The 20,693-nt window shown below is 55.8% G+C and carries 11 protein-coding genes; 4 read left to right on the plus strand and 7 right to left on the minus strand.

Annotated features, from left to right (window positions below; all coding sequences use genetic code 11):
- Window positions 1-132 precede the first annotated feature (132 nt).
- Together Q31a_RS21090 and Q31a_RS21095 are read right to left on the minus strand one after the other, a co-directional pair.
- Complete coding sequence (locus Q31a_RS21090; protein ID WP_145082287.1) at window positions 133-1,575, minus strand: sigma-54-dependent transcriptional regulator; 1,443 nt, start codon at window positions 1,573-1,575, stop codon at window positions 133-135.
- 17 nt (window positions 1,576-1,592) lie between these two features.
- The gene (locus tag Q31a_RS21095) at window positions 1,593-2,972 is read right to left on the minus strand and encodes a sensor histidine kinase (RefSeq protein ID WP_231690870.1); all 1,380 of its coding nucleotides are present in this window, start codon (window positions 2,970-2,972) and stop codon (window positions 1,593-1,595) included.
- A 642-nt stretch (window positions 2,973-3,614) separates the two neighbouring features.
- On the opposite strand from Q31a_RS21095, the gene Q31a_RS21100 reads away from it, so the two are divergent.
- Complete coding sequence (locus Q31a_RS21100) at window positions 3,615-4,622, plus strand: DUF1559 domain-containing protein (protein ID WP_145082289.1); 1,008 nt, start codon at window positions 3,615-3,617, stop codon at window positions 4,620-4,622.
- A gap of 52 nt (window positions 4,623-4,674) precedes the next feature.
- On the plus strand, window positions 4,675-5,805 hold the full coding sequence (locus Q31a_RS21105; protein WP_145082291.1) for a prenyltransferase/squalene oxidase repeat-containing protein: 1,131 nt from the start codon (window positions 4,675-4,677) through the stop codon (window positions 5,803-5,805).
- A gap of 544 nt (window positions 5,806-6,349) precedes the next feature.
- Here Q31a_RS21105 and Q31a_RS21110 read toward each other — a convergent pair.
- From Q31a_RS21110 to Q31a_RS21125, 4 genes are all read right to left on the minus strand, one after another.
- The gene (locus tag Q31a_RS21110) at window positions 6,350-7,741 is read right to left on the minus strand and encodes a DUF1598 domain-containing protein (protein WP_197355455.1); all 1,392 of its coding nucleotides are present in this window, start codon (window positions 7,739-7,741) and stop codon (window positions 6,350-6,352) included.
- A 245-nt stretch (window positions 7,742-7,986) separates the two neighbouring features.
- Window positions 7,987-8,316, minus strand: coding sequence for a thioredoxin (trxA, locus tag Q31a_RS21115; protein WP_145082295.1), 330 nt, complete (start codon window positions 8,314-8,316; stop codon window positions 7,987-7,989).
- 357 nt (window positions 8,317-8,673) lie between these two features.
- Window positions 8,674-10,647, minus strand: a complete 1,974-nt coding sequence (locus Q31a_RS21120) for a vWA domain-containing protein (RefSeq protein ID WP_145082297.1) — start codon at window positions 10,645-10,647, stop codon at window positions 8,674-8,676.
- Window positions 10,644-11,537 carry a DUF58 domain-containing protein gene (locus Q31a_RS21125; protein WP_145082299.1) on the minus strand — a complete coding sequence of 298 codons (894 nt, stop codon included), beginning with the start codon at window positions 11,535-11,537 and terminating at the stop codon, window positions 10,644-10,646. Before Q31a_RS21125 ends, Q31a_RS21120 begins: the two co-directional genes overlap by 4 nt.
- Before the next feature lie 330 nt (window positions 11,538-11,867).
- On the opposite strand from Q31a_RS21125, the gene Q31a_RS21130 reads away from it, so the two are divergent.
- Complete coding sequence (locus Q31a_RS21130) at window positions 11,868-14,561, plus strand: M16 family metallopeptidase (RefSeq protein WP_145082301.1); 2,694 nt, start codon at window positions 11,868-11,870, stop codon at window positions 14,559-14,561.
- Window positions 14,562-15,050: 489 nt separating this feature from the next.
- Here Q31a_RS21130 and Q31a_RS21135 read toward each other — a convergent pair whose 3' ends face one another.
- Entirely contained in the window at window positions 15,051-15,671 is a 621-nt protein-coding gene (locus Q31a_RS21135; protein WP_145082304.1) for an RNA polymerase sigma factor, read from the minus strand.
- A 239-nt stretch (window positions 15,672-15,910) separates the two neighbouring features.
- On the opposite strand from Q31a_RS21135, the gene Q31a_RS21140 reads away from it, so the two are divergent.
- Window positions 15,911-20,344, plus strand: a complete 4,434-nt coding sequence (locus Q31a_RS21140) for a serine/threonine-protein kinase (protein WP_197355459.1) — start codon at window positions 15,911-15,913, stop codon at window positions 20,342-20,344.
- The last annotated feature ends 349 nt before the right edge of the window (window positions 20,345-20,693 follow it).

The raw sequence follows: 20,693 nt of genomic DNA on the forward strand, positions 1-20,693 counted from the left end.
CACATAGCACGCCCCCCGGTCCGTGCCCTCGCACAACATCCCCAAGTCCAAGGCCTGCCATCCCATCCCGCGCACCGGGATATGCTCCCACTCGCCCCAGCACTTCGGAAAGAGGGAGGGGCGACGATGCCTCTATTCCATTCCGTATCCGCGCAAGCGATCGCGCAAGGTTCCTCGATGGATCCCCAAGATTTCCGCCGCTTTGGCACGATTCCCGCCCGTTTCCTGCAATACGATCCGCAGCAGCGTGGGCTCGATCGCCTTCATTAACTCCTCGTGGAGACTTCCTCCTTCGATTGCCTGCTTGGCTAATGCACCGCGCGACCAGTCCGCAATGACACGGTCTAATTCGTTGCCTTGGGCCGCAGTGGAATCTAATCTTCCAGCTTGAGCGGATGGGAAGTCCGTAATGGAGAGAGATCGCCCTCGCGCAACTACTGCGGCGTGTTCGACTGCGTTCCGTAGCTCGCGAACGTTACCGAACCAAGGCCGTGACTGCAACTCGTGCAACAATTCTTGATCCAGGGCTGTTTCTGCGTTCGGGTACTGAAGTGTTTGCAAGACGTACTCGGCGATCAATGCAATATCTTCCAGGCGTTCTCGCAGGGGCGGCAAGTGCACGTGGACGCCGTTCAGCCGGTAGTAGAGGTCTTCGCGAAACTCACCGCGTTGAACCGCCTGTCGCAGATCGGCATTGGTCGCCGCCAGCACGCGCACATTGCATTGCCTAAACTGAACTTCTCCAACCCGCGAGTACTGGCCGCTCTCCAAGATACGGAGCAGCTTGACCTGAATCGAGAGAGGTAAATCTCCAATCTCATCCAGCAGAACCGTACCGCCGTCAGCCTGTTCGAACAAACCGGGACGATTTTCCGCGGCGCCGGTAAACGCTCCTCGCACGTGGCCGAACAACTCACTTTCGATCAAATCGGGACTGAGCGACACAGGTGCAATGGGAAGATATGGCATATTGGAGCGGTGGCTATGGCGATGAATCGCGGCGGCAACCAACTCCTTTCCCGTCCCCGTTTCTCCGGTAATCAGCACCGACAAATCACTGTTGGCCACCAATGCAATCTGCCGGAACGCTTGTTGCATGGCCGCAGACTGCCCAATCAGCGTTTCTCCACGATGGATGCGAATGACGGGAGCTGGAGACGGACGCTCATTTTCAGCGGTCGCACGGATGGCTTGGCGGCAAAGTTTTAGCGCATCGTCTAAACGAAACGGCTTAGTCAAATAGTCGCTCGCTCCGCGTTGCACGGCCGCAACTGCAGTGTCCAAATCTCCAAAGGCCGTCATGACGACTACGGGAGCCGAATGGGTAACCTCCAAGAACTGTGGCAATGCAGTAATCCCATCCATGCCCGGCAATCGCACGTCCAGCAGGACGAGTGCCGGCCGCTCTGTCGCCGCCAGTCGCAACCCCTCCTCAGCGGTTGAGGCGGTAATCACGCGATGTCCCTCCTCACCGAGCATGCGTTCGAAGCCCCAGCAGATCGACGGCTCATCGTCTACGACCAGTACGAGCGATGGCTTAGATATCTCTGCATCGTTCAACCTGCTAGTAGTCATCGATTCCATTTCCGATCTCAAGGGGTGCCCTGGCGTTGGAGGCGAGCTGTAAATACAAAGAGTGTCTGCTGCCCCTCCCGGTGAAAGCGGACCTCACCATTTAGGAAGTCTGCCGCGCGTCTTACCAACGGCAAGCCTAGTCCAAGCCCTTCCGGTTTGGAAGTTACAAAGGGCTCGAAGATCTCCCCCGCCAACTTGGCGGACGGCCCAGGACCATCATCCGCAACCGTCAATTGAAGCTCGTGCTTGCCCGTCAATTGTGCCGTGACCGTCACCTGCGTTCCAGCTTGAGTGGCATTAATGATTAAGTTGGTAGCGGCCGCCGACAAAGTACCGCCGTCCTTTACCTGATACCCTTTGAGCGATTCCTCAAGTTGCCAGTGGATTCCCACCTTTAAGTGACGCGCCACCGGGTTAAGGCGTAGTTGCACGTCATGCAAACAACTCAACACCTCCTCAGCTCGCCCCTGCACCTGTTGACCAGAACCGACTAGCAAGAGGCGACGCACATAGTCCTCGAGTTGCTCAAGTTCGCTCAGTGCAACCCGCAAGCCCTCGTCGTCCCCCGCCTGACAATGCTTCGCATGCAGCTCGATAGCCATCCTGGCCCCGGTGAGACTATTGCGCAGCTGGTGAGCCATACCGCCCGAGATTTGATGCAGTAGTTTTTCACTCTGCTGTCGATGGACTGCTTGCCACAATTGATCCAATTGGCGTGCCATGGAATCGACAGCTTGCCCCAACCGACTGACCTCGTCACTTCCATCGTCGGAGATTGTGGACTTAAAATCCCCCGCTGCCACCAACCCCACTTGTCGCTGGAGAACTGACAGACGACGGACTAAGCGACCGGTTAGAGCCAGCGCCACCGTTCCGATGAGCACAATTGTCGAGAGACCGGTTGCCAAGGGCAAGACGGCAGCCCGCCAACGCGCGGCGCGTAAATCGCGTTCGTCGAACAGAATGAGGACTGTTTCGACTCGATCGGTATTCCTCTCTGCCGCAGTCCGTTCAAAGGCAAATGCCAAAAAGTGTTGATCGCCGATTGGAAACAGGACTCCCAGCTGGGATGGACCGGCTTGGAGAGCCAGGTCCGCTAGCCGTCGCGACTGCGTATTCTGCAGGGTACTCGCCAGAACCTGTCCATCCGTTCCGAGCGTCACTAGGTCGGCTTGGGTCAATTCGGCCAACGAGCCGACCACCGAATCATTCAATGGAAAGGAAGCTCGCGACAACGATTGCCGCATTCCCAAGAAACGCTTTTCGAATTCCTGGGTTGCCCAGTGCGACCCGAGGGAATAGGAAGCCATCGCCACCACCAGCGCCGCCACCACAGAAACCGCCAACAAGGGGACTAACAGTCGGACGCGAAGCGAGTGAAGTCCAGAACGATCCACAGGATGCAGGGCCTAGCAGGAGTAAAGTCGATTAATTCCCATGAACTGCCTAGCAGTTCAGCAACTCAGGCCCTGTAATTGTTCCAACGCCCAAGTGTCTTGGATAGTGCAACTCCAAACCCGACACCCTCCCCCCCCCGTAGCATGGGCCCCCGGCCCGTGAACAAAGCAGCCCCGCAGCCGCCCAAGCAACTTCCCCACCCAATCCCCCGTAGCACGGCCCGGCCCGTGAACGAATCAGCCCGATGCCCCGCGCCCAAGCAACGTGCCATTCTCGAGCGACGCGCTCCCCAGACCAACAGCACGCCCGACCAGCCCTAATAGCACAATCCCGCTCTCCACTAAGCACTAACCGACATAGACGGTGCACAGGACACCTTTAAAAGTTGGCTCGGTCTAGATCGATCTTCCTTCCAGCTCCCCGGCGAAAAATACGTCGCAAACGACGGCTTTTCCATCGTCCCACGCGTCATTTCTGGCAAACTCACCGTTTATCCCTGAGCCCTATAAATTTCCCCAATGGCACGCGAATTGCCATAGAATGGTATCAAGATCGCCTTAGAGGCTAAGCTCGCTGCAAAGCAAGCTGCAAGCCTCCCGTGCAAATGACTGATACCAATTCACCTCTCCCCACTTGGCTCCATGAAACGACGCAACAACGGATTTACACTAGTTGAACTATTAGTGGTAATTGCCATCATTGGCATCTTAGTGGGCCTGCTACTGCCAGCAGTCCAAGCGGCGCGGGAAGCGGCGCGACGGATGCAGTGCTCCAACAACCTAAAACAACTGAGCTTAGCTTGCCACAATTATGAGAGTGTCCACAAGCGATTCCCTCCCTCTGCGACTCTGAATCTGAATGTTACCAGCACTGAAAACAATGGTTCTTGGGGCGTTCACGGTCGCATCCTGCCCTATCTCGAGCAAGGCAATCTCTACAATCAAGTCGATTTGTCGATTGCCTGGGATTTTCAAATGGCGATCGATCAGTTGAAAATCCCTAGCTATTCGTGCCCAAGCGATGCCAAAGGGAATGAAGTCCGCGATCCTGGTGCGGGCCGCCCCAAACTCTACCCGACGAGTTACGGCTTCAACTTTGGTCGCTGGTTCGTGTACTCTCCCAGCACACGGCAGGGTGGTGACGGCATGTTTTATCCCAACTCTTTCATAAAGTTCGGAGGATGCACCGATGGCACCAGCCACACGCTGTTGGCGAGCGAGGTCAAAGCTTGGACTCCGTACCAACGCAACGGTGGCCCCGCTTCGACAACGCTTCCAGCCACCCAGGCGGAAGCAGAACTCACGGTGGCTAGCGGCGCAGAATTCAAAAACACGGGACACACCGAATGGACTGATGGGCGCGTGCACCACACAGGTTTCACCGTCGTTATGCCACCCAATAGTAATGTCCATTTCACCAAGGATGGCGTACTATATCCTCAGACAGATTTTAATTCCTGGCAGGAGGGAAAGAACGGCTCCGCCGGTAGCCCTTCGTTCGCCATTGTGACCGCCAGGAGTTTTCACACGGGAATCGTCAACGCAGCCTTGGTAGACGGTTCTGTCCAAACCGTTTCCGAGTCGATCGACCTTCGTGTTTGGCGCGCTCTTGGAACGCGCGCCGGTGGCGAAGTCGCTTCCCTCGATTAGTTCGTACTTGTATCCACAACATCCGTTCGGAAGTTTTGAAGGTTTTCCATCCATGAAATCGCTCGCTACATTGGCTCTTCTTGCAAGTGCATTCTTGGGCTACAGCCTTGGGGTCTGTCCCCAAACCGCACTGGGACAATCCGCTGCCGCCGAAAATGACGCCAAACAATACGCAGCTATGGTGCAGCGGAGTGTCGATTACCTGCGGCAGCATGGGCAAGCCGACGACGGTTCCTTCTCCGGAACAACCGGAATTGGTCCCACCGGTTTGGTCATTAGCGGGCTTCTATCGGTTGGAATCATGCCGCAAGACCCAATGGTCGCCAAAGGGCTGAAATACCTGGAAGAACACGCTCAAACCGATGGCGGAATCTACACTCTGGATTCTAAACACCGCAACTACGACACGTGCATCGCTATCCTAGCCCTCTCCAAAGCAAACCAGAACCAACGCTACGAAGCGTTGCTGGACAAGGCGGAGGCATTCGTTAAGGGGATTCAATGGGATGAAGGCGAAGGCAAACAGCCCAGCGACCCATTCTATGGTGGAGCAGGGTACGGTTCACACTCCCGACCAGACCTCTCCAATACCACCTTCTTAGTTGACGCACTCCAATCGCTGGGCAATGGCCCAGAGGACGAAGCGATCCAAAAAGCACTCGAGTTTGTATCGCGGTGTCAGAATCTGGAGTCTCCGGCGAATAACACAGAATTTGCAGCCAAGGTGAATGACGGCGGGTTCTACTACACCGTCGCTGCTGGAGGTGAAAGCAAAGCTGGTGAGGAGCCCAATGGTGGACTTCGGAGCTATGGCTCCATGACCTATGCCGGGTTGAAAAGCATGATTTACGCTGGGGTTGGCAAGGAGGACAAACGCGTTCAAGCAGCCACAGATTTCCTTCGCAAGCACTACGACTTGGAATCCAATCCGGGTGTCGGACAACAAGGCTTGTTCTATTACTACCACACGATGGCCAAAGCACTCGATGCCTTGGACGAGCCGCAGTTCGTCGACGCCAGTGGAGCCTCCCATCAATGGAAATCCGAGATGCGCGCCAAACTGGCGGAAATCCAACGCCCGGATGGTAGTTGGGTAAACGACACCGCGCGTTGGATGGAGGGAGATCCCAATTTGGTAACTGGCTATGCACTTCTTGCACTAGCCTTCTGCGCCCCCGAATAGGGCAGGATAGTTACCACGGTAGCATGCCCCCCCGGACGGTACTCGGTAGCATGGCCCCCCGGGCCGTGGTTGGTCGGAATCGTAACCCGCCACGTGCCGGGCTGTTGATTTAATCGCAATTTGAATTTCAATGCGGAGGTAGCATCCTTAATTGCCTTGTAGCGGAGTTTATCTTTCCTTGCTCTCCGGGCTGTTGATTTAATAGCGTCTTGAGTTTTAACGTGCAGGTAGCACCCCTAACCGCCCTGTAGTGGAGACCACCTGTCCTTGCTGACGCGGCGGGTTAATATTTCAACAGCCACGTGCGCAAGGATTGATCGTTTGCGTTACAGGGTGCTTTCGCGAGCTTCCTCCGCGTTTCAACAACAACGCTTTTAGATCAACGAGCCATGACGGATTGAGAGACGGGAGACCTATTGGGGCCGGGAATAGTGGCCGGCAAGTTTCAATATTTGGGGGGATGAGTGGTAAACACTGTCCGGGGGACCATGCTACCAACCACGATGAGCAAGCAGATTCCGTGGATGAAGCGTTCGGGCCCCCCTCAGTCCCACCACCACCTGCGCACGGGCACTGCGGTTGAATGGGGCTCTGCGGTCGAGTCGGGACTAGTGGGCACTACCGAACGCGTAAGAAAATCTGACGTTTGCCACTGATCGCGACTTGCCATGGTACGAGGATCCATGGTAACTCCGCCACTAACCACCGCCACCACCGTTCCGTTCTTCAGCTTGTGCCAAGTGGTCAGCCCGGCTACCGATTTGGGTTCCACGGCCAGATCCGACTGAGCGGTTCCCAGCCCACATAGATTCGGGAACCAGGCGTCTAGAGAGGGCTGTCCGGTAGCTTCCACAACCAATTGCGTCGCGAGTGCCGCTTCGAACACGGCGCAAAGTCGCGCGTAATCGCGATGGGATGCTCGCAAGGTTGGCAGCGCACTGGAGAATTCGGCGGCAAAACTGTCGGCGGCGGGATCCCGTTTCCCGGTGGGGGCGCGGCCAGCCTGACCGACCCATTGTTGCTCGCTCATTACGACCACATTCTCGTCGGGTAATCGAAACAGGTCTCGCTGCGGATTCGCGTGAATTCTCTGGGAGGCGTAGGTAAACCACCAGCGCACCAGACTCTGCGCGGCGGCACTGTTGTCATGGTCCATAAAATCAAAATAGCTTCTAACATTCGGGTGTACCTTGGCGGTACCGAAGCCCACTTGCTTCATATGCTCGTCGGCAGCGACCAAGGCGACTGCCGTGGCGGTGCGACCATTCATCCCAAAGACACGGACATGATGCGCACCAATTTGGTCCTGCAATTGTTCGGTCATGCTTTGCGGCTGTCGCGCCAATTGCCGCAGCACTCCGGGCTGTTCTAGCCACTTCTGAGCGGCTCTCAAACCATCGTCGGTCGGTTCAATAGTGCATCCCAGGGGTGGCCGATTGGGTCCAGCCAGCGAAGCGACGACTGCGACATCCTCTAAATGGAAACCTAGGCTGGCATCCCCTGCGGGGCCCGCCAACAACACATCTTCGTGCTCGAGATCGACTTGCACAAATTCGATCCGAGATAGTCCCGCCAACTGCAGCACTTCCGCTGTCGGACGCTGGCCGGCCAGGGCGCAGGAATAAATCTCAGCATCCAATTCCTTGAGGGAGATCACCCTCAAGCGACTAGGAGTGCGCCAGGAGAGTTGCTGGGATTGCGAAGCAGGAGAGGCTAGCTGCGTGGATAGATCGCCGGACACCTCAACGTGCCGGAGCATTCCCTGGGGATCGATAAACACCCCAGATGGATAGGGCAAGATATTGCTGGTCCCCCCTTGTGAGAGCCAAGAGTCGGGATCGACCGTTTGCTGAATTAAATTCATCAGCGTGTCAAAGTCAGCTTGGGCCGCACCACCTGCTGCTCCACCGATCTCTCCAGTGGGCGTCTTAGGCACCAGTTCGCTCGCTGAGCGCTCAGCATTTATCGAGGGCACGCCGGTTAAGCCTGACTGCGCCCGGGCAGACAATGGTCCCAAGCCTGGAAAACCGATGCATAAAAAAACCAAGAGCATTGGCAATCCTGAATGGATTCGCACAACCACAGGCTGAACACGCATCAGTACACTTCCTTCGCCAAGAGCCGATGGGCGAGCCGGGGCTCACCCATTGTCTAGATCGAAACATCGTAACCGTCGAGTAACTACGCGGTTAGCGAAGTTACCGCTTCTTCCAACTTAGCCTGTGGAGGCATTCCGCGGAAGGTTTCGCTGACTTCACCGTTCTTAATGAGCAATAGAGTTGGAATGCTCTGAATGCCATATTTGGCGGTAATCGTCGGGTTGTCATCAATATTCAACTTCCCAATCTTTACGGAACCTGAAAATTGCTCTGCCAATTTGTCAATGAGCGGAGCAATTTGACGGCAAGGTCCACACCAAGGTGCCCAAAAATCGACTAAAACCCCAGTGCTCGAATCTAGCACTTCTTGCTGGAAGTTATCGTCTGTGAATTCTAGAGTGTGTTGTCCCATGAGGGAGCTCCTTTCAAAGTTAATGGACGGGATCGTCGCGTTGTATTGCTTCTTTTTCCACGGAAACTGCCAAGATCCCCCTGGGTCGCGGCCGCTGACATAGCAGCCACCTCCAGTTGGTCACCTACCGCATTTTGAGGATTAATCGATACGTTGGTTGACTGTTTCGACGGTTGACTGTGCACATCTTAAGCCATCCTCCCCTCTGTTCCACCAGTCTGAACAATTTTGGTCCTGACGGGGCTGGTAATTCGGTTCGATAATTCGCTTCACTGACTAGGAGACGGAATTCCTGAGCTGTCCTTACAAATTGTTCTCGGAAAATTCTAAGGCCGCGCAGCTGGCGTGCGTGCCTGGTCAGATAGCCACCCGACGGGTATACACCACCCACTCCACCGACAGCACAACCAGGGCCGCCGCCAACAGCCAACGCCAGTACTCGATGCGCACCACTTCCCGTACCGCGTCCGATGCAATCACATTCTGAGCGCCAATCATGACGTCCGTTCGCGGGGCCAAGTTGCTCTCCTGCTCGCTAAATAGGTTCACCGTAAACATCTGCAGCATGCGGTCGCTACCTGCCCCCCGGGCCTCATAGAACCCAGGCTCCTCCGTTTGCGTGAAAATCAGCTGGGCTTGCCCGGTGCGGTCAACGGAGGTTTGCCCCCCTTGCGGATTGAGGATCTCCACTTGGCTAAAGCGACTGGCCAAGTTCAGGGCGACGGGGTGCCCCGGCTGCACGCTGCGGGCACCTGCCGTCGATACCGCCCCCCCGAGGTATTCGAGGGCATTGAACACAAACACCGGAAAACTCCGCTTGATGGGCCAATCGGTGTTCGCCACGTCGCGATCTTCCGTTCGCTTCAGGAATGGCATGGCAATCACCGCATCTTGGTAGGCATCTCGCGGAGCCACGGCCATCAAAATCCCAGCATTGGAGCGGACCAATTCCGTTCCCCCGGCGGGCATCTGTAGCGCACGTCCTTCCACAATTTTAACGGTCCCCAGATCTACATATTGCAGCATGGGATGGGCGCGATTGGTATCGATCACAAATAGCGGCCCCGACGGCTCATCGGCGCGCCATGCATCCCCAGGGGGTAGCGTTCCAATGAACAGCGTGTTCGAAGCGGGGAGTGTCTGGGGCGCGCATTGATCAAAGATGAACAAATCGATGGTGCCCGATTCTGCCGACTGCTGAAACTCGGCCGATTCCATATCGCCCGGCCCAACCGTTCGCAGCGATGCCAAACTCTGCGCTTGCGGCGTGGCCAGCGCCGCTTCGAGCGCCGTATTGCCAGAGCTCACCAGCACGACCTCCAGTTGCCGCGGGGGATCGAGTCCCGCAAAAGCAACGTTGTCGAAGGCGAAATCATCCTCCACCTCCAGCTCCAGTCGGAGCTGCCCCTGGTCGATGGCTGCCAGCTCAAAAGCTACCCCCGTAGCCGACTGCGCCTCGATGGCGACATCGCTTGCATCCACCAATTCCCCATTAAGCATCAGGGACACTCGAAACTCAACGGGCTCGCTACCGAAGTTGTAAACTCTAGAAAAAGCCGCCACCTGCCCGTTGTTCTCCGTGTTGCGTTCGACGGTGAAAGCCAGAATTCCAACATTGCGAACGGCGGAATTACCAATGGGGATGTATTCGGCAGTCAGGTTCCCAAGGTCCATTTGAGGTGTACCGAACCCACCATCGCTCAGGATGTACAAGGAGGCGGGCAACGCCTCGGCGACTTGGATATCAACCATGTCTTCAATTTGACTAGTACGCCCAGGATTCGCCAAGCCAGCGGCCGCCCGCAGCGCTTCGTTCAAGTCGGTGGTGCGATTGGTGGGCTGAATCGCCTCCACGGCCGCCTTCAGCTTCCTCTTATCACCGGTAAACCCTTGCCGCACATCGGCTCGATCCGAAAACGCGACCACCATGGCTACGTCCCCGGGAGCAAGTCCATCCAACATCGCCCGCGTTTGCCGCTTGGCTTCCTCCAATCGTGATGTCTCCACGTCCGTTGCCTGCATGCTGCAGGAATTGTCGATCATGAAAATCGATCGGTTGCCCAGCGTCTGCTCCCCTCGCATACCTGGCCGCAAGCAGGCCAGAATCAACGCTAGGAGCGCCAACAATTGCAACAACAGCAGTAGATTCTTGCGCAGGCGTTGCCAGATGCTGTTAACGTGCAGATCCTCAAGAGTACGCCTCCAGAGATAAGTACTCGGGACCTCCACCGGCGCCCGCCGCAGCTTGAGAAAGTAAAGCATTACAATCAGCGGCGGTACGGCAGCCATCACCAGCCACTGCCAGGGGCCGAGCATATTGATCCAGCTCATCGCACCAAGCCTCGCTCACGAAGGTACTGCCCCACCATCACATCGGCGGTCTGATCGCTGCGTGCCAGTAGGTACATCACATCGCGCTGCGAACAAAAGCGTCGCGCTTGATCGACGAACGCAGCTAGAGTCGACTTGTATTTTTTGAGCAGCGCGTGACTGACAGATACCTCGGCTTCATCCTGATCTTCACAATCCACCAGCTTCAAGTCGCCTTGCAATTCTGGCTCCATCTCCTCGGGACTAAGCATGTGCACCACAAACAAATCCATTTGCTGACCGACCAACATCCGGAGGGCTGGCTCGTAGCCATTCTTCTCCATCAGATCGGTTAGCAGGACGACAATCCCGCGCCCAGTATTGCGCAGGCAAAATCGCTTGATGGCGTCGGTCAGCGAATAGATTTCATCCGGCTCGGCCGATTCTACGAAACTCTTCAATTGCGGCAATTGCGACCGGCCTCGGAGGACCGGACTCGACTTGTTCTGGGCCCCCAGAAATTCCAATCGAACTCGATCGCCGCGACACATGCCGACGAATCCCAGGGCGGCCGCCAGCCGCTGGGCGGCAAAGAACTTGGTCGGCTGCCCGAAATTCATCGAAGGACTCGAGTCGACTAAGAAATAGACATGCAAATCCTCTTCTTCCAAGAACAACTTGAGGAACAATTTATCAAGCCGCGCGTAGAGGTTCCAATCCACGAAACGCAGATCATCTCCCGGAACGTAACTGCGGTAATCGGCGAATTCAACACTCTGCCCCTTGCGCCGACTTCGACGCTCCCCCTTCATTCGCCCCCGAAAGACTTTGCGACTGACCAACTCCATGCGTTCCAGCCGAGCCAGCAGCTGTGGAGGCAATAACTCGGGTGTCAGGGTGTTTTCTGCCATCGTGTCTCTCAGTCGCCAGTGCGCACGAGCAGCATCGGCTGCTTCGGTATCTAGTTGTTATAACAATTCCTCAGGGACTCGGGGCACTCGGGGGAAAGGCACTCGGAGTAACTTCAGGCCGCTAAAGATGGAGGGGACGATCGCGAAAACGGACCTGCGAATAGGGATGCCCCGCAGCCCCCTCTGACACCCTGACGCACACTGCGCTACAATTAGCCCCTACGACGCAACTCAACCGTTCATCGATCGGAGGCTATCGTGACCTTTCGTAATCCATATCCTATCCCATTCGCATTTTTACTCATTTCACTGATTTGTGCAGGAGCTTCTATGAGCCAAGCAGCTGACGCAGCCCTCGAGCATTCGACGACCATTGAAGGCATCACTGCGTATCGCTTGGAAAACGGTGCTCAAGTCCTGCTCTTTCCCGATGAGAGTAAGTCGATGGTCACCGTCAACATGACCGTCTTTGTCGGCTCCCGTCACGAGGGCTACGGCGAAGCAGGCATGGCTCACTTGCTGGAGCACATGCTGTTCAAGGGAACTCCTGGGAACGAAAAGATCCCCGAAGAGCTGAAGAATCGAGGCGCGAATTTTAACGGCACCACTTGGCTCGATCGCACCAACTACTACGAGACGCTTCCCGCTACCACCCCGGCTCAAGCCGAAGGCAACCTGGAATATGCAATTCGGCTCGAAGCCGACCGGCTGATGAACAGTTTCGTCAAGGGAGAAGACCTCATCTCCGAGATGACCGTCGTGCGGAATGAATTTGAAAGTGGAGAAAACAATCCTCGCCGCATCCTGATGCAACGTGTTCAATCCGCGGCGTTCGATTGGCACAACTACGGGCGCAGCACGATCGGCAATCAAAGCGACATCGAACGAGTGCCCATCGACCGGCTCCAAGCTTTCTATCGCAAGTTTTATCGTCCCGACAACATCATGGTCGTCGTGGCTGGCAAATTTGACATGGAACGAGCCCAGGAACTCATCGAACAGAATTTTGGAAGCTTGGCTGCTCCAGATGTTCCGCTCGACCGGACCTACACCACCGAACCACCTCAGGACGGTGAACGCACGGTGGCTTTGCGACGCGTGGGCAATACGCAGTACATCATGTCGGCCTACCACGTTCCCCCCGCCTCGCATCGCGACTACGCTGCCATCGAAATCCTGGCCTACATCTTTGGGACGGAACCGAGTGGTCGACTGTACCAAGATCTAGTCCTGCCAGAGCTAGCGAGCAACAGCTCCACCTTCCCGCTCGCCCTGCACGATCCTGGCTTGATCATGTTCAACGCGCAGCTGCCCGTCGACAAGTCGATCGAAGCGGCGCGACAGGCCCTCATCCAGTCGGTGGAAGAAGTGGCTGCCAAACCGATTACCGCCGAAGAACTCTCGCGTGCTCAAACGCAATTCCTCAAAGAACGCGAGCTGCGCGCTGCCGATTCGATGAGTATCGCGGTGGAGTTGAGTGAATGGGCCGCCCAAGGCGATTGGCGACTCTATTTCCTCTTCCGTGACTACGTGGAATCCTTGACCCCCGAGGAGTGCACGGCAGTGGCCACCCAATACTTGAATCGCAACAACCGCACGTTGGGGCTGTTCATTCCAAGTGAAAAGACGCAGAAGGTGGAGATGCCCACCAAGCCAAATCTGAACGAGTTGCTAGCCGACTACGTGGGCCGAGAAGATATCCAGCAAGGCGAAGCGTTCGATCCCGATCCGTTGGCCATCGAAGCTCGCACCGAACGTGGCACGCTTAGCACCGGCCTCAAAACAGCCTTACTGCCCAAGCGGACGCGTGGGAGTACCGTCAATCTCACCATCAACTTGCGCTACGGTAACGAGCAAAGCTTGCTGCCACTGCTGGCGGCAAACGAGTTCCTGCCTGAAATGATGATGCGTGGAACCCAAGACCTAAGCTACGAACAACTTGAAGACCGACTCGATGCGCTGCGAGCGGAAATGCGGATGTCCGGCACCACCGGGCTGCTCAGCCTGTCGGTAGAAACGAAACGCGAGTCGATGAGTGACTTGCTTCAACTCGTGGCAGATATCCTCCGGCACCCGCGGTTTGCCCGCGAAGAGTTAGAGGTCATCAAACGCCAGCAAATCTCGCGAATTGAAGCGCAAATGACCGAGCCAGGCACACTGGCTGGCATTGAGGTCCAACGCAAGCTTTCCCCCTATGACCCCTCGAACATTCGCTATGTTCCAACCTTGGCCGAACGCATCGAACGGTACCAATCGGTAACGGTGGAGCAGCTGCAGGAAATTCACGCCACCCAGCTCGATGGACGCTACGGCGAAATCACGGCAGTGGGGGATTTTGATCCCGAAGAATTGTTAGCGGCTTGTGAAACCATCTTTCAGGGCTGGACGTCGGACGTATCCTTCGCCCGTATCGCAACTCCCGCCAATACCGACGTGCCCGGCAGCGTCTCGGAGATCATGACTCCCGACAAGGCCAATGCCATCTATTACGCAGGCATGCAAATTCCCATGCGCGACGACGATCCCGATTACCCAGCATTGTTGGTCGGTAATTACGTGCTGGGAGCCGGCGCCCTGTCATCCCGTTTGGGCGATCGCGTGCGACAAAAAGAGGGGCTTTCCTACGGCGTTGGTTCCGGGCTCAACGCCCACCCGGTGGACAAGCGGACGAGCCTAACACTCTACGCCATCACCAACCCAGAGAATCGCGATCGAGTCGTCGAGGTGATTAGCGAAGAGCTAGAGCTACTCTTAGCCGATGGAATCACCGCTGCCGAATTGGATGCGGCCCAACAAGGCTTGCTGCAGAGCGAGCAACTCGATCGCACCCAAGATCGCAATTTAACGTCCACGCTAGCTGGCACCATCTTCGCCAATCGTACCATGCAGTACTACAGCGACTTTGAACAGCACATTGCCGACTTGGATGTAGAAACGGTCAACGCGGCACTCCGCAAGTACATCGATCCCGAGCGCCTGGTAATCGTCACCGCTGGCGATTTCGCCAAGGTGGCGGCTGAGTAATAGCCCTCCACATCGACAGGCCCCCAACACCCTCCCGCGTGCGAGAGGGTGGGCCGCTATGCAGCCGAGGAGGGCACTGGCGATTTGGCGTCAGCCCTCCCTTGAAAACCGTACGTGAGACGAGCCGCACGAGATCCTTCCACGCTCACCGGTTTGTAAAACAGTGAGTGGTTTTGGGTTTTACCGCGAAAGTACCACACCCAGTTGCACTGGAGTGGCAACCACCCTTCCTTGCTCACCGGGCTGTTGATTTAAAAGCGTTTTGAGTTTTAACATGAAGCTGGCACCCTAATTACCCGGTAGCGGCGACCACCTATCCTTGCTGACGCGGCGGGTTACTATTTCAACAGCTCGTCACGCGGCAGGTTGCGATTTCAACCAGTCCACTATTCCAACCAGCCAGTGAGCCGAGGCCCATGTGACGGCTATGTGATGACTAGGCTGTCGATGTTCAGCGAGTCGCAATCTGGTAGGCTACATTCGGCACCTCTAGGACTCTGAGTTGCCATTGCCTCCCTCGAAAACTCGATCGCCGAGTTGCTGCCTTAAGCGACGCAAAACTCGCGAGCGATGTTGCCGGACTGTGGAGGCTGAAATCTCCAGTTCCGTGGCGACGACGGCTACCGGTTGACCATCGACAGTGCAACGCCAGAACGCATGCCACGTCTTGGGTTCAAACTCACTCTCAACCTGAGCCAATCCCCGGTGCAACAACTGGGTGAATTCGAATCGCTCTGAATCTTCGTCCTCGTCGAGCTCTTCGGGCAGTTGCTGCGAAGCATGCAGGGCCGTACTGCCACCTTGGGCGGGTGGAAACCTGGCATCACGACGCTTGGCGTCGATAATCTTATGCCGCGTGATCGTCCACAGCCAAGCGCGAAAGCCTCCGCCACTTTCCCTGGGACGATAGTCGTCGATCGACCGCGAAACGGAAAAGAACACCTCTTGCACCGCGTCATTGATCTCCGACTCGCCAACGGTCTGCTTGCGACACCAGAAGGCAACGAGCGGCGAATAGAGAGCTACCAAATCTTGCCAAGCTTGAGAGTCATTCGCGCGAATTCGAGAAATCAAGCTCAAACGTGTCGACGAGGAATCGGTAGCTGCCATCTGTCATTCCATAAAAGCCATTGCGATCACTGAATGTTCTCTCCCTAATCCCCAGGCACTGCCGGAGAAGCAGAAAACAATATAACATCCGCCCGCTTGGCAGCCGGTCGCACCTAATGCAGCCAGGGAGGCGTCTTTCAGCCTGGCTCCCAAAAATGCTGTCACACCGGTTTCGTTCTTGAGACTATGCCAACTCGACCTCCGTCAATGCTAACATGGTGCTCAAGGATTTACCAATCATGCAAGCCACACAATGCCCACCGCGTCATCGCCTCAAAGACTACTTGGCTGGTAAGCTCGACCCAGAGGATTCGGACCTGCTCGAGCGGCATTTGCTCGCGTGCGCCGAATGTGAGCAGACGGCATCGGTAATCGATCATGATCCCGATACGCTGGTCGAACTACTGCAGCTCGGTCCGGTTCCCGTGTCTAAGCAAAGTCCAGCCCCGGATCGACTTCAAGAGGATAGCTCTTTTGTTTTTCCTGCCATCCCTGGCGTTATTGCTTCGTACGAACTTTTAAAGCACCTCGGTGGCGGAGGCATGGGAGCGGTCTACTTGGCTCGCCACAAGAAGCTCGACAAACTGGTTGCCATCAAATTGCTCCCAGCACTCCCCGCGAGATTGCCTGAATTCGTAGCCAGATTCGAGCGAGAAATGCGTGCTGCCGGCCAGCTCGATCACGGGTCCATCGTCCGTTCAACTGACGCGGGCGAGGAGCACGGCATCCATTTTTTGGTCATGGACGCCATCGATGGGCTCGACCTCAGCCGCATTGCGCGGGCCCTACATCAACTTTCAATCGCCGACGCGTGCGAGATGGTGCGTCAAGCAGCCTTGGGGTTGTCGCACGCGCACGAGAAAGGCATCGTGCATCGCGATATCAAGCCCTCGAACCTGATGCTCGACGTCGATGGTCAAGTAAAAATTCTCGATTTTGGATTGGCCCAAGTCGGATTGTGGGATTCAGGGTCGGCTGAGATCACCACAGTTGGACAACTGATGGGAACGCTCGACTATATGGCCCCCGAGCAAGCGGAACGAGGTGGTGCGGTCGACTACCGCGCCGATTTGTATTCGCTCGGAGCCACCTTGTTTCGATTGCTCACCGGACGCCCACCCTTGGCGGCGGCGCCCGATTTAACACCACTGGAAAAACTGCGATTGTTGTCTACTCACAAAGCTCCCAAGCTCGCCACGCTCCGCAGCGATGTGCCGCCCGAGCTGAGTAGACTACTCGACGAATTCCTATCACGTGAGCCTTCGGACCGTCCGGCTAGCGCCGCGCACGCGGCCGAGTTGTTGGAGCCTTTTTGCCACGGTTCCGACCTCAAGTCGATGTTGTCCCGCGCCTCAGCGCTGGCTGAAGAGGTCGCACCAGGCAAGCCACCAATGCCTGCGCTAATGCAGCGGGACATCACTCCGGAACCCGCGAGCCGAACTGCATCTCAATGGAAAAAATCTCGCCAGGCCGGTGGGGGAGGCCGCATCGTGACCTGGAGCTTGGTAGCTCTCTGCTTCGCGATGCTCTGGGGCGGTATCCTGTTTGTGTTGGAGACCTCCAAAGGGCAACTGGTCATCGAGTCCGAAGGTGCCGATGTTCAAGTTCAACTCGTCAAAGATGGCGAGGAGGCGAGTGAGCTGCATATTGAACCGGGTACGCAGACCACGCGACTGCGAGGCGGCAAGTACAGGATCGTCATCGATTCCCCCAGTAACAATTTTGTAGTCTCCAACCAGCAATTCACGATTCGCAATGGCGAGACCGTAGTGGCGAAAGTTACGACGAAGCCGCCCGCGAGTACAGCACCAACTGCCGATGACTTCGCTGACGCACTGCATTCGAATGCTCCCGAGGACCCACGACTGAGCAGCGTTGTTTACGAAGGCGATTCCCTCGATACCTGGCTCCGTCGACTCAAGTTCGAACGCAGCAGTGAGAAAATCAGCCAAGCGCTGGCTGCCATCACCGCCATGGCTGACGAAAATGCCAGCGATTTGATCGAGCCCGTGATCGTTGAATTTCTAATGACCGCGGACGCAGAACTTGCTCACTTTAATGAAGCGACCAGGATTTTGAATCAATCTAGCGGTGGACGCTTTTTCGATAATGTGACGAAAGTGTTGACAAACTTCCAAACGAGCGAACGTACCGAGGAGTTTCTACAGGGTGCGCACCATTCGCTCTCTCACTGCGATGTGATGGGCGTCCCATCGCTCCGCGAATTCCTGGCCTGGGCATCGGATGCTCTGAATCGCAGCCCTACACAACAAACACTGCGATCGGTGGTCAGTTCCACGCTCAAATCAATGCTGCAAGACGATGGGCCAGACCGTATTTTCCCGAAAGAATGCCAGCAGGCGGTTTTGGATCTACTAGTAGCGTGTCCGAGTCTCACCGACGAAGAGTTCTGGCTAGCGGAGAACGAAGGAACTATTGGCGATCGGCCATGGCACACACTGATGAGAGATGAAATTGTGCGACGCGCTATCGCGGTCCTCGCTGACGAAGATGCCGAGAGTCAATTGGTGGTCCAAGCCGCCTTGGTTCTCAATTCAACGCGAGACTTTCACCCAAAGCTGAGCAGCAACGAACGCGTCCCATTGCTGGAAGCATTGGCAAGGCGATTGACACATGCAGCCAAAGAACTCGAACCCGCTCTTGCGGAGATCTCTGTCGCCACAGCCAACATCGAGGACGCCTCTCCATTATTTTATGAACATGAGACGAATCTTGGCATTAAATATCAGGCTAAGAAGTGGAGCGTAAACCGGTCAATGGCATTGCTTAGTATCGTTGGAAGTTTTGAATTGCAGAGCGAATTGCGAGCTTCCCTAACCTCGCTGCACGAATCATTGGCTTCACAAGTATTGTTCGGAGCCAGATATTGGAACTCACGTAGACCAGCCAACGATTGGAATCAGAATACAGAGCTTAGACTTGCGTTGGATAACATTAAAGACCGCAAGTTAGTGGTCTTGCAAACAACCTATATTCAAAGCGGGCTACTAATTGACAGAGAATTGAAGGACTTAGTGGCTCGCTTTGATCAGAAGAAAGCGGTGGATATTGCCGTCGAAGCCTACGGCTACCTGGACAAGCTAGAGCGTGAAGGGGCCAACAAGTGGTCCTCGCAAGACCGTTTTGGGTTGTATTCTGCACTAACCCCAGCCCAAGCGCAACGGGCAATTCCCGTCCTCTCTAAAGTCTTGGGAAACGCGTCCCTAACCGAGGCTTTGGAAGAGCGGTTGTCGATGCTGTGGCGTGTCTCCGACGACGAGTTCTTTGTGCATTTCGCCCAAATCCTCAAAGCCGCGCCGGAGCCTAAACGCGGCCAATTGCTTGCAGTCGATTTTTCGACTCTGCGTGAGTTTGGTTGTAAGAATCCCGATTCCCTGAAGCCTCTACTCCACTGGGCCGACACCATCTTCGCTTCCCAACAAGAGACCGACATTGCGATTCAGCCAACCTTGGCCAACATGCTGCGGAGCCTCCTCCGCGATCGCAGCGAGTTGGTCGCGAGCCAGCACAATGACCGAAAGGATTTTGAAAAAGAAGCGGAACTCGTCAACGACGATTGCCAGAAACTCATTTTGAGCCACCTGGAAAAATACCCGCAGCTTACGGATCAAAACTTTTGGCTGGCCCAGCCGGTGTCCTATCGTTACCAATTTACCAATAAGAGCGCTACGCGAATGGACAAGCCGTTTCGAGCCGCCATGCTCACGCATGCGATTGCAACGCTGTCCTCCGAAGCCGAATCGCAAGTGGATCTTGACCAGCTCCGCGCCCATGCATTAATGGTAATTCGTTCGGTGGTTACTACTGCGGGCGATACATTGTCGCCAAGGCAAACGGAAGAGGTATTGCGTTTCCTAGCAAGAATCCTGCAAGACTCAGCCAGCGACCTGGTGCAGAGTTCCATCCTGAGAGAACAGTGGGGACCGTTTCGAGACTTGGTAGCACCCAAACTACCTTCGCTGCAAGACGTTGGAAGCTCAGCATCCCAATGCAATACCCTGATTGCATCTCTGAATCTCGTGGACGAATTGAACTTAGCTGGTGAGCTAGCCGGCCCACTACAGACATTGTTTGCCGCGGCCGAAAAGCCTCGGATTTCGAACAATTTCTATCGGTCTCGCCAGAACCATTTGTTCGAGCGATTTGAAGAGAGCAGCCAGCTCTACTCGGAACTATACGTCCAAACCATCTACTTACTTTCCGGCAGACTGATCGGCCAGGACTATCAGGAGCTCCTCGCACGGCCAGACCGAATTCGAGCCGAGGATACCAGAATCAAACGGGAAGAAGCTGAGGCGCGACGACTCCTCGTGCAACCTCGCGACACCTTGGCAATCTACATCCCGGGACTCCTTCCCGCCGAAGGCTCTCCTCCCGTGCTTCAAGCTGGCACGTCCCAGCCAGTAACTGGATTTCCAGTACCGGTCACGGCGGAAGGAGAAATATCGCTACCGCTGCTCGAGCCGTTTACGGTGAAAGGTAAGGAGCCGAAAGAAGTTCGCGAATTGATTCTGCAGCTCTACGTTCGGAACGGGATTATGGAAGAGAAACGACTGAGTGGTACCACAGTTCAATTCTTGATGCGGGCGGACTCACCAACAGAAATCCGCAATGTCTCCGGTCAAACTCCAGCAACCGTTGAGCGTCCGTGAGTCCGAGACCCCGTTTAATGAGCTCGAAGTGCTCCCTCCCTTTTGCGGAAGCGTTGGACTCAAGACGGCTGGAGGAGGGCTCTCTCCGAGTGCGCGACTCCCCCTAAGGCAGAAGAAGGTTTATAAGAGTCTCGTTCTCAGCCACGGCCTGGGTTGATCGAAAAGTAGAACTTCCCATCGCAACCCACTGCCTGAGCAAGGCGCAGGTCACATTCCCTCGCCCTACGACTTGTTACCAGGAGTGTCGTAGCTTTTGGCATGACGGCAACGTTCTCATTTCCCAGGTAATGGCAACAATACTTCCTTGCTCACCAGGCTATGGATTTAAATAGCGATTGGAATTTTAACG

The sequence above is a fragment of the Aureliella helgolandensis genome (genome assembly GCF_007752135.1).
GTDB lineage: Bacteria > Planctomycetota > Planctomycetia > Pirellulales > Pirellulaceae > Aureliella > Aureliella helgolandensis.